This window comes from Parabacteroides sp. KHUB-02, assembly GCF_056640955.1.
The window spans coordinates 2,046,522-2,060,115 of record NZ_JBWQEV010000001.1 but is presented as its reverse complement, the minus strand read 5'-3'; the positions used below and the strand labels follow the sequence as shown (position 1 = coordinate 2,060,115).

General features: G+C 39.8%; 9 protein-coding genes, 1 other RNA gene and 1 pseudogene. 10 read left to right on the top strand and 1 reads right to left on the bottom strand.

The window, feature by feature from the left end; all coding sequences use genetic code 11:
* Positions 1–11 precede the first annotated feature (11 nt).
* The 10 genes from ACYIA1_RS08955 to ssrA all read left to right on the top strand — a co-directional run bounded on the left by ACYIA1_RS08955 (position 12) and on the right by ssrA (position 12,584).
* Positions 12–308, top strand: a complete 297-nt coding sequence (locus ACYIA1_RS08955) for a nucleotidyltransferase family protein (RefSeq protein WP_036633026.1) — start codon at positions 12–14, stop codon at positions 306–308.
* Positions 292–633, top strand: a complete 342-nt coding sequence (locus tag ACYIA1_RS08950; protein WP_196041616.1) for a HepT-like ribonuclease domain-containing protein — start codon at positions 292–294, stop codon at positions 631–633. Before ACYIA1_RS08955 ends, ACYIA1_RS08950 begins: the two co-directional genes overlap by 17 nt.
* Positions 634–1,357: 724 nt before the next feature.
* Positions 1,358–2,428, top strand: a complete 1,071-nt coding sequence (locus ACYIA1_RS08945; RefSeq protein ID WP_036633029.1) for a DUF2971 domain-containing protein — start codon at positions 1,358–1,360, stop codon at positions 2,426–2,428.
* A 20-nt stretch (positions 2,429–2,448) separates the two neighbouring features.
* Complete coding sequence (locus tag ACYIA1_RS08940; RefSeq protein ID WP_036633030.1) at positions 2,449–4,479, top strand: site-specific DNA-methyltransferase; 2,031 nt, start codon at positions 2,449–2,451, stop codon at positions 4,477–4,479.
* Positions 4,480–4,493: 14 nt separating this feature from the next.
* Positions 4,494–7,382, top strand: coding sequence for a DEAD/DEAH box helicase family protein (locus tag ACYIA1_RS08935; RefSeq protein ID WP_036633032.1), 2,889 nt, complete (start codon positions 4,494–4,496; stop codon positions 7,380–7,382).
* Between the two features lie 154 nt (positions 7,383–7,536).
* On the top strand, positions 7,537–7,839 hold the full coding sequence (locus tag ACYIA1_RS08930; RefSeq protein WP_196041618.1) for a hypothetical protein: 303 nt from the start codon (positions 7,537–7,539) through the stop codon (positions 7,837–7,839).
* A gap of 363 nt (positions 7,840–8,202) precedes the next feature.
* The gene (locus ACYIA1_RS08925) at positions 8,203–8,766 is read left to right on the top strand and encodes a hypothetical protein (RefSeq protein ID WP_080707180.1); all 564 of its coding nucleotides are present in this window, start codon (positions 8,203–8,205) and stop codon (positions 8,764–8,766) included.
* A 253-nt stretch (positions 8,767–9,019) separates the two neighbouring features.
* Positions 9,020–11,104, top strand: coding sequence for an ADP-ribosylglycohydrolase family protein (locus tag ACYIA1_RS08920; protein ID WP_036633037.1), 2,085 nt, complete (start codon positions 9,020–9,022; stop codon positions 11,102–11,104).
* A gap of 491 nt (positions 11,105–11,595) precedes the next feature.
* Positions 11,596–11,889: a hypothetical protein gene (locus ACYIA1_RS08915; RefSeq protein ID WP_229099613.1), complete on the top strand. Its 294-nt coding sequence runs from the start codon at positions 11,596–11,598 to the stop codon at positions 11,887–11,889.
* 295 nt (positions 11,890–12,184) lie between these two features.
* Positions 12,185–12,584: a transfer-messenger RNA gene (gene ssrA / locus ACYIA1_RS08910) on the top strand.
* Positions 12,585–12,623: 39 nt separating this feature from the next.
* Here ssrA and ACYIA1_RS08905 read toward each other — a convergent pair.
* A pseudogene (locus ACYIA1_RS08905) lies at positions 12,624–13,444 on the bottom strand (M23 family metallopeptidase).
* Positions 13,445–13,594: the final 150 nt, after the last annotated feature.

Below are 13,594 nucleotides of genomic sequence, written 5' to 3'. Positions count from 1 at the left end.
ATCACTAAAAGATGAAACAACAGATAATTAATAAGCTAAGAGGCTTTTTCTCTTTGCAACCAATAGAGAAAGCATGGGTGTTTGGTTCCTGTTCACGTGGAGAGGAGACGAAGGATAGCGATATTGATATTCTGGTTCGTTTTGACTCCCAAGCTCGTATTACATTATTCAAGTATGCGGGTATGGTGGAAGCTCTAAGCCAATTGTTGCATCGTAAGGTTGATTTGGTGGAGGAAGGACAATTGAAGGATTTCGCCGTTTCTTCTGTAGATCGGGATAAAATATTGGTATATGAGAGAGAAGCCTAAAGACGATACACGTCTACGGCATATGCTGGAGGCGATAAATAATGTCATTGAGTTCACGACAGATGTGACTTTTGAGGAGTATTCCAGAAACAAGATATTGCGTTTTGCTGTCATCAAGAATTTGGAGATTGTAGGGGAGGCTGCTTATTTGATTACAAAGGAATTTCGGGAGGAACATCAAGAGATCGCATGGAATGAGGTCATAGGCATGCGCCATGTGTTGGTGCATGGGTATTATCAGATTCGGGATGAGATTGTGTGGGGAACCATTCAAACAGATCTATTTCCGCTTAAGTATAAGATTGAACGGTTGCTCTGTAAATAACTCAATGTATTATTTAGAAAATAACCCTTTATTGGGGGGTATATCAAATAAATTTAGAGAGGTGGGGGATATTTCCGAGGAGGTGGTATCTTTCGCCTCTCTCATTTTTAATACGATCACTATCAATAAAGTACCTATCTAATACTCTTAGGTAGATAACTATTGATAGTATCTGTTGATGTTTTAAGTCCGTTTTAGGTTATATAATTCTGTTTCTGAGTTTTGTCTTTTTCTAAAATGCGCCGTGAATGGCTGTGATAAAATTGTCATTGGAGGTATAAACAATATTAAAACTTTTTCCGAAAACGTTACCTATTTGTTCAATTAAATTGTATTTTTGTATAGTTCTCAATAGCACCACGCCGATTAGGGTGGTGCGGGAACTGACATAAATTAGAAAAGGCGTTTACTTTACGCTTTGGTTTTGACGTTCTAAGAATCTCGCAAATTCAGAAATGTCAGTCAAAAACAAAGCAACGGTGGATGTCCTCAGGGTGTATTATATATAGCCCTCATTGTACCTTGTATAGCCATTGGTGTATCCGCAAGGGAAATGGGTGTATCGTATATATTCACATCGGCGTGGGGCTTTCGGCGTTGCTCGTTTCGACTGACAGGGCAATGCGAGAGCCTTTAGAGCGTGGAACGGGCAGCAAGGTACGGTTCCCACGCTTTTTGTTTGTTAATCATTCCGGAGGGGGACAGGGAAACAAATAAATTACATATGAAAATATTCATTGAGTCAAACCACCCTCAAACTATTTTAAAATATAATCCTTGCACTCAATATAGTAAAGAAGCCTTCATTGAACATTATCTATTCGCAAGTCATCCATTCCATTTAAATGATTTAATGGATGGAAAATCATATTCTATAGATATGAGGAATGTTTCTGATGAATTATACTATGAAATTAAACGACAAACCATAGAGCAAGCACCTTTAATTGTGGAAGGGAAGTACTTTAATCAACTATATCCAGAAATAGATAAAAATCGTGAGTTATTACAAAAGGCTATTTGTGATAGCTATTTTTGCTTTGGTGGTATTGTTTCTTTAACAACTGATAGATTTAACGAACTAATGTGGTCGCATTATACAAATGAAACTGGATACGTAATAGAATTTAATACATCTCTTTTATTAAGAGATATTGCAAATCATCCATTAAATATACCAGTGTTAAAAAATATCTTCTTTAAATCTATATGCTATAAAGAACATCCGACTGGAATTAGTTGCAGTAAACATCCTGACATACACGAAATTAATTTACATAATGCGACACAAAAGAATAAGGTATGGAATTATGAAAATGAATGGAGATTGATTGTAACTTCCTATCCTTTTTTAGGTATTCCCAAACTCCATCCTAATATGGATGAAAAATATACAGATATTAGTAAGAGAAAATTATATTATACTTCAGAGAATATAAAACGCATCTATTTAGGGAAGAAATTTTGGAGTGCAGAAAATGTAGTGCACGAAAAAAAGATAGATGATAATTCTTTCTACTATATAGTTAAAGATGAATTAATTCCTTTCATAAAAGAATTATGTAAATATGAAAACAGAGTTTATATGTCTGGATCAAGCGATTGCGCAGAATTCAAATTTGGAACAGATAAATATACATATAATGAACAATTTAATGAATATACTTTCAATCCAGATTACTACTATTTGAAACGTTCTTTTGAGTTAATAAAAAAGATTTCAATAGAAGGGAAATTTGTTTATGTTGAGTACACAGGTAAAGTAAAAACAAGTGACGAAGAATTTGAATCATAATAACACTAAAAAACAGACTTATGCCAACAACATCTCTTATAGAAGAACTTCCTAAAATCGTAAAAGAAGGAAGACAAGAAGCGCAACGTATCTTAGAACGTTTGAGTAGCAACACCCATATCGGATTACAAACAAATGAATTGGTTCTTCCCGCCAAAGACACTTCCGGATTATGGAAAGGAAAAAACGAACAAGTGATAAACAAAGAATGGATAAATCGCCTCATCTATGGAGATAACTTATTGGTGATGCAAGCTCTGTTAGCTGGAGATGAAACGACCGGATTACCTTCGCTTCGGGGAAAGGTGGATTTGATTTACATTGATCCTCCTTTTGATAGCAAAGCGGATTATCGGACAAAGATTAATTTGCCGGGTGTTGATATTGAGCAAAAGCCTACGGTAATTGAACAATTTGCTTATTCGGATACATGGCAGGATGGAACGGTTTCTTATTTGAAGATGCTTTATCCAAGATTAGTATTGATGCGGGAGTTACTTTCGGATAAGGGAAGTATTTATGTACATATTGATTGGCATGTGGGAGCGTATGTGAAAGTTTTAATGGATGATATTTTTGGAAAGGAAAATTTCATCAATGAATTGATTTGGCAAGCAACAGCAGGTGATACATCCGCAAAAAATAAAAAATATATTAAATCTCATGATTCATTATATTTTTACAGTAAAGGTTTTGAAAAAATCTGGAATGATGTTTATCAACCTTATGATGAAGGAGGATTAGCTCCTTACAAATATCAAGATGAAAATGGTCGTTATCAATGGAGAGATTGCTCTAATCCTGGCGGAGGAGGATACATTTATGATTTAGGATTTGGAGAAAAAATGCCAAGTAGAGGATATTGTATGCCTAAAGAAACAGCTTTAAAATGGTTATCAAACGGTTTATTACGAGTTGAAAAAGATAAAGTACCAAGAATAAAGCAATACATAAATCCCAGTGGTGTTAGATGTAAAGATGTATGGATTGATTTAAAATCTTTACAATCGGCAGAAAATATAGGATATGCAACTCAAAAACCAGCTAAACTCCTCGAACGTATCATCAAAGCCAGCAGCAACGAAGGTGATCTCGTTTGCGACTTCTTCGGTGGAAGTGGAACAACCGCTGCCGTTGCCGAACGTTTAGGCCGTCGTTGGATTACTACGGATATTGGCAAACCGGCAACCTTGGTGATGCGTAAACGCTTTATCGACCAAGAGGTAAAACCATTCCTTTATCAAGCTATCGGCGATTATCAAAAAGAGGCTTTCCAAAACAATAAACAATACAAACGTATTGGAGATTTGAGCCAGATCATCATGCAACTGTATGGTGCCATCCCTTTCACCCAAGAACAGCTGAATGATCGGAACTGGGGATATATCAAGAACGGACGGACTTTGGTACTGGTAGATAGTCCTAATAAAGTAACCGGAGCCGCCACAATCCGCCGAGCATACGAAGCCAAAAAGAACCTGTTAGGAGGTGGATGGAACAAGGCGGTCGTATTAGCTTGGAACTTTGCTTTTGACATTTCTGCGGCTATCCAACAATACAAGGAGGATGTTGAGGTCTTGGTGATTCCACCAGACCTGTTGGACAAACTCTCCAAGAAAGGATATGACAAACTGATAAGGGAAGGCTCTGTCCGTTTCAGCAGTTATCAATATCTATTGGTAAAACCTATTCAGACAGAACCGCATTACGGTGAACAGGACAAACTAACAATCGAATTGGATAATTATGTGCTTCTTTCACCCGACAATATCCCGTTGGATGATAAAGATAAAGCCAAATTGCAACAGGTATTGGAGAAAGATCCGCTGGCTTTGATCGAGTATTGGAGCATCGATCCGGATTACGACGGCATCACATTCCGCAGCCAATGGCAAGACTATCGGGAAAACACGGACAATGATAGCGATCCACTTCATTGTATCTATACAGCTACATTAATCACTCCTCGAAAAGCGGAACGGACGGTTTGCGTGAAAGCGGTCGATGTATTCGGCTTTGAGAGCATGGTAACAGAGACTATTCATTCTTAAAAACGACACACAACATGAGAAACGATATATCCTTGGAATTGGCAAGCCGGTTAACGGAACAAGTCAAAACAGCCTTTGAAAACGGCAGTTTATTAGATGCCGTTACCCCGGTAACACAAGATTTGCTGAAGTTTTGGTTCATGGGGCCTTATACGGAAGAACGCTCCAAGAACTTTCATGAAGGACAAAAACAAAGTATTCTAAACATCATTTATCTGCATGAAGTTTTACAAGTGACAACCGTAGAAGAAATATACCGGCAAGTTGCGCCGGATCTATTAGCCGAATGTAATCTAAGTGATTTGGCTAAAGAAAAATATCGTATTCCCAAATATGCCGTAAAGATGGCAACCGGAACAGGTAAGACATGGGTCATGCACGCTTTACTTTTATGGCAACTCCTTAACGGACGACATGAAGAACAAGAAGAACGAAGCGGACGCTACACCCAAAACTTCCTGATCGTAGCTCCTGGCCTGATTGTTTATGATCGGCTAAAGGATGCCTATTGTGGACGCCTGAAAGAGAACTGCACGGAAAGAGATCCTTTCACGAATGACCTTTATTTGCATAAAGACCTTTTTATACCTCTGGCTTATCGGGACGAAGTATTCTCTTTTATACAAAACAATGTTGTCACCAAAGAAGAGGGAATCGGACGAAAAATAACCGGAAACGGACTGATCGCCTTAACCAACTGGCATCTGTTCTTGTCTGATGAAGAGAAAGAGAATATGGACTCAGATTCCGCTCCATCTATTATAAGAGATTTATTGCCTATTACGCCAGGGCTGAGTGGTGGTAATGTCTTAGAGGCACTGGATAGGAAATATCTACGAGGAAGCGAATTGGGCTATCTATCCGAACTATCGGACTTAATGGTAATCAATGACGAAGCCCATCATATCCATGAGAATAAAAAGCAAGGAGAAATAGAAGAGGTTGAATGGCAAAAAGGATTGAATAAGATTGCCCACAACAAAGGAGGTCACTTCATCCAAATCGACTTCTCAGCTACACCCTACGATACGGTCGGTTCCGGGAAGAAAAAGATGAAATGTTATTTCCCGCATATTATATCCGACTTTGATTTAAGCCAAGCGATGAAAAGCGGATTGGTTAAGACCTTGTTGTTGGATCGCCGACAAGAATTGACAGATCTTGCCAATCTGGATTATAACGCTTTACGTGATGAACGAAAAAAAGTGATTGGATTGAGCGACGGACAACGTTTAATGCTTCGTGCCGGATTACGAAAATTACAAATCCTTGAAGAAGGTTTTATCAAGCTGGATTCTAAGAAACGACCGAAGATGATGGTGATTTGTGAGGATACCAATGTCACCCCGTTTGTCGAATCATTCCTAAAAGAAGAGGGATTAGCCGAAAAGGATGTTCTCCGTATTGACAGCAACGCTAAAGGCGAAGTAAAAGAAAAAGATTGGATGCAAGTCAAAGAACGATTGTTCAATATCGATAAATATGAATCACCCAAAGTCATCGTTTCCGTGTTGATGCTTCGGGAAGGTTTCGATGTCAACAATATATGTGTCATCGTACCGTTACGATCTACGCAATCCGCTATTTTGTTGGAACAAACCGTAGGGCGTGGTCTTCGTTTGATGTGGAGAGAGCCTGAATATTCAGAAGAAAAAAGGGAAAACCGATTGCAAGTATTGGTTAAAAAGAAAGCGCCTAAATCTTATATCGATATGCTTTCCATCATTGAACATCCGGCCTTTCTTGATTTCTACAATGATTTGATGAACGAAGAGCTTGCCGGTATAGACGAAGGTGATTTGCCGGATGGCTCCAATGTAACCGGTGATATTATAAAGGTAGGGTTAAAAGACAATTATCAAGACTATGATTTATTCTGGCCTCTTATTATCAAAGAGCAAGAGGAGGAGATACATCCTTCAGAAATAGATATAAACAGACTCGCACCTTTTACAGACTTTTCGTATGAACAACTAAAAGAAATTTTGGCGAAACCCGGTGAATCCTTTATCTCGCATGACGTCTTAGTCGGTACTCAATTCGGCAAATATGAGGTAAACGCAGACTTATGCAATGCACAAAGTTACAATGAATACTTGCAAAAGGTATTACGCATCGTCACAACACGCTTCGACAAGGTAGGAAGGAGCAAGCCTAAGGAACTACCTACATTGCAAATTAATCAGCAAGAAATCATACGGGTCATCGACCGATATATCCGAACCAAGTTATTTTCACGTTCATTCAATCCGTTCGAGAATTATAATTGGAAGATTTTACTACACAATGAGGGAGTCGCGACCCAGCATATTGTAAGAGAGATCAGTAAGGCGATCTATTATATGCAAGAACAGATAGATATAACAGATGCAATAGTTGAGAAGATTTATTTTTCTTCCATACCTACACTACGTATACGAGAAAGTTTTTCACTTGATTTGGAAAAGATTATCTATGAAAAAGTGGGCTACCCTTCCAATAAAGGAGGTTTCGAGAAAGCTTTCCTTGAATTTTTGGATGCCGACTCGGAAGTGAACTGCTTTATCAAAATAAATGAGAATCAACATAGCTTCGCATCAATCCATTATATCCGGCAGGACGGTCTATTGGCCACCTATCATCCGGACTTTATGGTATGTACATCACAACACATCTATATTATAGAAACGAAAGGGCAAGACAAGATTTTCGACAAAAATGTCCGACAAAAACAATTGGCAACTCTTGAATGGTGTAATAAGATTAATCAACTGAGAGCCCAATATAGAATGAACCGACAGTGGCTTTATATATTGTTAAGTGAAAATGATTTTTATAGTCTAAAACGGAACGGTGCCACGCTTATTGAAATCTGCAATTTGAATAAGGTCTCAGAGAGTGTGGCAACAGGTAATTTGTTTTGAAGGGAGTTGGAGATATCATGATTTTAGTATATGGCCTTATATTATTGGATTGGGAGTGGTAACATAAGGCCGAGGTAAATCGGAGGATTTGTACTTATTTTGTGGTAATAAAAACAGGTGAAGAAAAAGAGTTGATAACGGATATTAGTTTGGTATGAAAACAAGTAAATGCTTTGATCGTGCTTCTTGTAGCTGGGATTGTAAACCTCGGATCACGGGTTTAATACATGATCCGGTTGAGGAATCTGAGGCCTATTTGTCTATAGAGAAGGAGTTGGAGGAAAAGCTACGATCTTACTTCTTTGATAAAAGATTTGATTCTGGTAGCTGGTTTCGTACCCCGGTCTCATGTTTCGAGTATTGGCAAGTGATGAAATGTTTTTTATGGGAGGACTATCGAATAGAGTGGAGATCCCCGGTTGAGTTGAATCCTACTATATTCAAGGATGATCTTTAGGGGGTATTTGGGGTACGAATGGCTTTATTTGGCGTGGATCGGGGCGGCACCAAAGGAGGAGGCTGCGAGTGAGTGCGGAAGACGGCGGCGGGGACACCAGCCCCGTTTTCTATTGTGGTGCTTGGCGATGAGGATATGAAACATAAGCCTATTCCTTGTGAATAAGGGGTGACAACTGATAAAGGGTATTATAGATCTGTCCTATATCGTGCCTTAGAGGGCAAAAGAAACGGTCTGAATACGAGATAACACTAATTAAAAGAAAGGAGTAAGGTCGTGAATATGGTAAAAACGAGGTTTTTGATCTTCTATTCGATAGTGTGTACTATGGTATTAAATAAGTTGTTCCTAATTTAAGGCGTTATGGTGTTTTTGGTGTTAGCTTGTATAAGTTTGATTATCTTTGAATTATCGTTTTTTATGATCCTTGCATTCAAGACAAGGCCGGAGCGATGGACATTTAAGTCTTTTTGTCTTTGGTTGGTTTCTTTGGTCTCGTGGTGTTGTTTTCCACCATTGTACGTGTGGATTGAGCGGAAGTGGCGGCAGGCTAGTCTAAGAAGGGTGCTATTTGTGCTGTTATCCCCAGTCTCTTTTCTTTTCTTGGTGGATGCCTGTACGTTCGATCCGCATCGCTTCATCCATAGCCTTAATAGCCTGATAATAGATCTCAATGCTATTAATAGAGACTGGATAGGGATTGATACGCTGTTATCTCTAATCTCTCTTATTTACTTAGTATATATCTGTTCATTGGTATGTAAGTGCGTCAATAAGCCTTTCTATAACCGAAGAGATCTTTCAAGCAAGGTAGGGATAGGGGCAGCATACAAGATTGTAAATTCTCATGGCCGAAATGGGGATACGGATGAGGTTGACATTAGGTTTGATTCGGGTTGTGAAACGGAGAGTTCCAACAAAGGATGAAGACGAATCCCCCGGCTCATTGGAGTATATCGGAAGATGGTGATTTCCCATTCGATGAGAATTAGATGATGGAATTTACTTCTTTATGGATATAGATCCTAGAGAGAATAAGGCATATATGTGATATGGAGGGACTTCGATAATTGGAGTCGGAATGATTTTCGCCATACAAGATCCTTGGTGGTAGGTCGAAAATGAAACAAGTTACCGATGATAAATCGAGTTTTTTTGCAATCTTTGTGTTAAAGAATTTATGTATAGAGAGAAGTTAGCCATGATGAAAAATACTTACAGAACTATCTATGGAGCGATTGCTGGTGATATTATAGGTTCGATGTATGAGTTTCGTTCTGTCAAGAGCAAAGACTTCGAGTTGTTTCCGTATGGTGCCTGTTTTACAGACGATACGGTGATGACATTAGCTATCGCACGATGGCTAATGGAGGATGTCACCCACTCAGAATACACGCTTGTAGACACTATGTGTGAATTTGGCAACCGTTATCCGGCTGTTGGCTACGGTGGCCTTTTCTGTAATTGGTTATGTAATGATCCAACCCCCTATAACTCATGGGGGAATGGTTCCGCTATGCGTGTTAGTGCGGTAGGTCTTGTTGCTAAGACTTTGGATGAATGCTTGCGCTTAGCGAAACAAACAGCCGCAGTATCACACAATCATCCGGAAGCTATAAAGGGAGCGCAGGCTGTAGCTGCAAGTATATTCATTGCGCTACATTGGACTGGGGAAATAGACGAATTAAAAGTACACATAAGAGATTTTGTTACCAATCAGTTCGAATATAACATGAACCGTACATTGAATGAGATTCGGCCCCGATATGAATTTGATGTATCTTGCCAAGGTAGCGTGCCTGAGGCTATCATCGCATTTTTAGAAGCCGATAGTTATGAAGATGCGATAAGAAATGCCGTGTCACTCGGTGGTGACGCTGATACGCAAGGTGCTATAGCTGGCGCAATAGCGGCTTGTGTTTATCCAATTTCTGAATACATTATTAAAGAGTGCCAGAGACGTTTATCCGATGATCTGTTGAAGGTCGTCATCCGTTTTGAGGATTATCTTGACAATGAATGGCAAAATAAGATTAGTTTGCCCTGTTCGTGCTTGCAACCCAAGCGTGAAACGGTTGAGCCTGAGAAATATGTAGATATTATACGAGACAATATTGATTTGATACACAAATCAATTAAAATCGCAGTGGTGATGGTTGCATTTATATTGGTCAAAATATTATGGGTTTACTGGTCGTGTACTGATAATGGTACATGGGAGGATGAGAAGGGGGAACTCATTCAACGTCGGGATTTCCTGATCGATCGTGTAGTAACTTCACCACGTGCGTTGTTGTGTGAAATGCCAGAAGGAATTGGAACACAATTTCAAGGTGAGTGGGCGTTGTATTCTTGTTCAATGCTGGCGGCAGCCTTATTCAATATGTCGAAACTTTATCCCGAAACAAAAACAGAGAATCTAGAGAACATAGATAATCTTATTGAGATGGTACTTTCCTTTGAGTTGAGAAAATATGATGCTGAGCGTTGGGGCGAGGATCCTCTGGAAACATTGGATGGTGACAGGAGTCATATTTCATATATCAGTCATCTTGCGTGGATGATAAGCGAGTATAAGATGGCCGGAGGAAATGATAAATATAATAACTTGTTTGATGATCTTTGCGGAACTATGAATCGTCGGCTTCTTCGAAGTAAAAGTCTAAACTTACCAACATATCCAAGCGAATGTATATATGTCCCTGATATGCTTGTTGCGATTGTCGCACTGAATAATTACTCGAAATTAAACAAGGGAAAATATATTTCTACGGTACGTAAATGGGTACGAAAGGCTAAATCTGAATGGCTTGACAAAGAAACAGGCCTACTTGTCTCATTTTTGAGTGAGGATGGTATACCGTTTAAAGCCGCCCCGGTGAAAGGCTCGTACTCCGCATTAAACTGTCTATACCTCACGCAGATAGATTCAGTATTTGCAAGAGAGCAATATCATAGGCTCAAATCCCATTTTTTGCAATCAGGTTTATTGTCTGGTATACGGGAATATCATGATTATTCGTGTTGGTTGGGATTTGACATTGATGCAGGCCCGGTACTGTTCAACCTCAGTCCATCCGGAACAGCATTCGCTGTGGGGGCAGCAACATATTTCAATGACGTGAGAGTACGTAATAATTTCTTACGTACGGCGGAAATTGCAGGACATAGTGTGATGTGGAACAATACTCGACATTATTTACTAGCGGAAATAGCACTTGTTGGGGAATGTATCATGTTGGCAATGCGAACAACAACTCCATAGGAAAGAAATGGAACTTTATATGACCATGTGATTTAATTATAAGGGATAGCTGCCCTAAATAGAAATGTAAGTGTTATAGATCTATTTTATACAGAACCTTCGAGTGCAAAAGAATTGGATTGGATACGAGATTATGATAATTATAAAGAAGGAGTATGAATAAGGTAAAATAGTAGTTCTTAATTTGAGGCGTTATGATGTTTTTTTTATTAGTTAGTGTGATAGTTTGGGGTGGTGGGTTACTGGCTTTCATAATCCTTCTATTTTGGGCAAGGCCGGAGCGATGGACATTTAAGTCTTTTTGCCTTTGGTTGGCTACTTGGGTCTCATGGGGATGTTGTCCGCCTTTGTACGTGTGGATTGAGCGGAAATGGCGGCGGGCGAGTTGGAGAAGGTGTTCTTATGCGCTGTTATCCCCTATCTCTCTTATTAGCTTAATATATGTTTGCTCGTTTGTATCAGATATCGTCAATAAGCCGTATGGGAGCCGTATGGAGATCTCATACAAGGTAGGTGTAGGATTGCCAGCGTACGAGGTTATAGATCGCACCTATGGAAAAAAGTCGTTCACTTTGGACTATATTGATCGGATAGATATTAAGTTTGAACCGGGTCGTGAAACGGAGAGATTCTATTGGTGGATGAAGACGAATCCCCCGGCTCATTGGAGCATGTCGGAGGATGGTAGTTTTTACTTTAATGAGATTTCGGAAGATGGAACCTTCTTCACAATGCGTATAGATCCCCAGAAGGGTACGGCATGCATAGAATATGGAGCGTGGTAGATAACTGGGGTTCGATTGTTAGGGGGAGGCCTTGTACCTGTGGACGGCGGCGAGAGTCCTTTACCCCCCTTTGTTTTTCTTTTGGTGTTTGATTGTATAGGCTATAGTTACGTAATCGCTTAGCATCATATGTTGATTTATGTGTGTCTTTTGTATTATTGAGAATAATTCCTATCTTTGTACCAAAGAAAGCGATCATTTGAAGAATGAAGTTCTTTGATTTTGTTACCAGTTTGTTACCTATAACGGAAAATGTGTTCGCTTTCTTTTGATTTTTAATCAGTTATAAAACCATGGGGATGACCGGTTTTGACAGCGGGTAGAAGTGGTTTGTAAGCATGTAGTGCGTGGTTGGCTTGCACTTAAATCTCAGACAACGAACAATTAACTGGCGAAAATAATTACGCTCTCGCTGCTTAATCGAAGTATAGTAGATTCAAGCTTAATCCCTGCAAAAGTTGCGGGGACGTGACATCACCCGGATGCTGTGGCTCCGAAGCGTTCCGATCAGGTGGTGCAGCAATATCGGAGATAGTTTGAGATAAGCCTCGGGTCTCAGGCGAAACTTTAGAGGATAAGGGATGAGTGGGTGGCTTCGGTCTTGCTCTTCCCCGACAATGAAGGCGAAGATAAACATGTAGAAAGCAAATTAATTCCTCGTTTGGACGAGAGTTCGAATCTCTCCATCTCCACGGAATGAAAAAAGGCCTTACGGATTGTCCGTAAGGCCTTTTTCATTCATTGTAAACCCATTATAAGGAGGTGGCGGTACGTATGGACCAGCCTTTTGATGGGGTAATATATCAACCGATTTGACGATTACGTTATTACCTTTCTGGGTACAAACCAGACATTTTGAACGTAATTTCCTTTTAGCCATGTTGAAGACGATATTCGGATTGAAATGAACTCCGTTTATACGAGTCTCAAAATGTAAATGCTCGGTAGTAGCCCTGCCGGTACGTCCGGTTAAGGCGATCGGTTGTCCGGCGAGAACACGATCTCCGGGTTTAACCAAGTTCTTGGAGTTGTGGCTATAGATCGTTTCCAGTCCATTATAATGGCGAACAACGATAACGTTGCCATAGGCGGCGAATGGTTTCGCCATCCTGACAATACCATCGAAAGCAGACACGATCGTATCGTTGGCACAAGTCTTGATATCTACTCCGGAATGATGTCTTCTTCTTCTCCCGTAAGGAGAGATCACGTTTCCATTAGGAAGGGGAAATGCGTATTCCCCGGCGGGGATTAAGGATAAATCAATAATTTCCGTATTATTCTCATCGAATAGCTTGGGGTCCTTGATCGCTATCTGGCTTTTATCACGGGGCGTAAAGGCTTCCGTGATATCTTTTCTAGGAGAATGACAAACCGCTAGCTCCGGAGCTTCCGGCAACATGAAATTGAAATCCACGACGGGAAGAGGAATATTTGCCGTAGGGAAATCCACAGTCTCGGGAGGGGCCGGGCGTGGAGCAGGCTTTTGCGTACGGCAAGACGCAAATAAAATTAGCGTAAGAATGAGTATTCCATTGTGTATTTTAGATGCCATTAGATATTGTTTTACCACAAAAGTATAAAAAAGCCTCTTTCAATGGCCTATATTTCCGATATGTTTATACTTCTTTTTATTCTTTGTGTTTTTTCTGATAGTTGAATTTGCCTACCTTTGTAAAGGTAAAATGGAGATATTATACGATGA

Excerpts from the sequence above, each read along its gene's own strand:
- ACYIA1_RS08940 (WP_036633030.1), top strand. The coding sequence starts at position 2,449 with ATGCCAACAACATCTCTTATAGAAGAACTTCCTAAAATCGTAAAAGAA.
- ACYIA1_RS08945 (WP_036633029.1), top strand. The coding sequence starts at position 1,358 with ATGAAAATATTCATTGAGTCAAACCACCCTCAAACTATTTTAAAATAT.
- ACYIA1_RS08930 (WP_196041618.1), top strand. The coding sequence starts at position 7,537 with ATGAAAACAAGTAAATGCTTTGATCGTGCTTCTTGTAGCTGGGATTGT.
- ACYIA1_RS08925 (WP_080707180.1), top strand. The coding sequence starts at position 8,203 with ATGGTGTTTTTGGTGTTAGCTTGTATAAGTTTGATTATCTTTGAATTA.
- ACYIA1_RS08920 (WP_036633037.1), top strand. The coding sequence starts at position 9,020 with ATGTATAGAGAGAAGTTAGCCATGATGAAAAATACTTACAGAACTATC.
- ACYIA1_RS08935 (WP_036633032.1), top strand. The coding sequence starts at position 4,494 with ATGAGAAACGATATATCCTTGGAATTGGCAAGCCGGTTAACGGAACAA.
- ACYIA1_RS08950 (WP_196041616.1), top strand. The coding sequence starts at position 292 with ATGAGAGAGAAGCCTAAAGACGATACACGTCTACGGCATATGCTGGAG.
- ACYIA1_RS08955 (WP_036633026.1), top strand. The coding sequence starts at position 12 with ATGAAACAACAGATAATTAATAAGCTAAGAGGCTTTTTCTCTTTGCAA.
- ACYIA1_RS08915 (WP_229099613.1), top strand. The coding sequence starts at position 11,596 with ATGGAGATCTCATACAAGGTAGGTGTAGGATTGCCAGCGTACGAGGTT.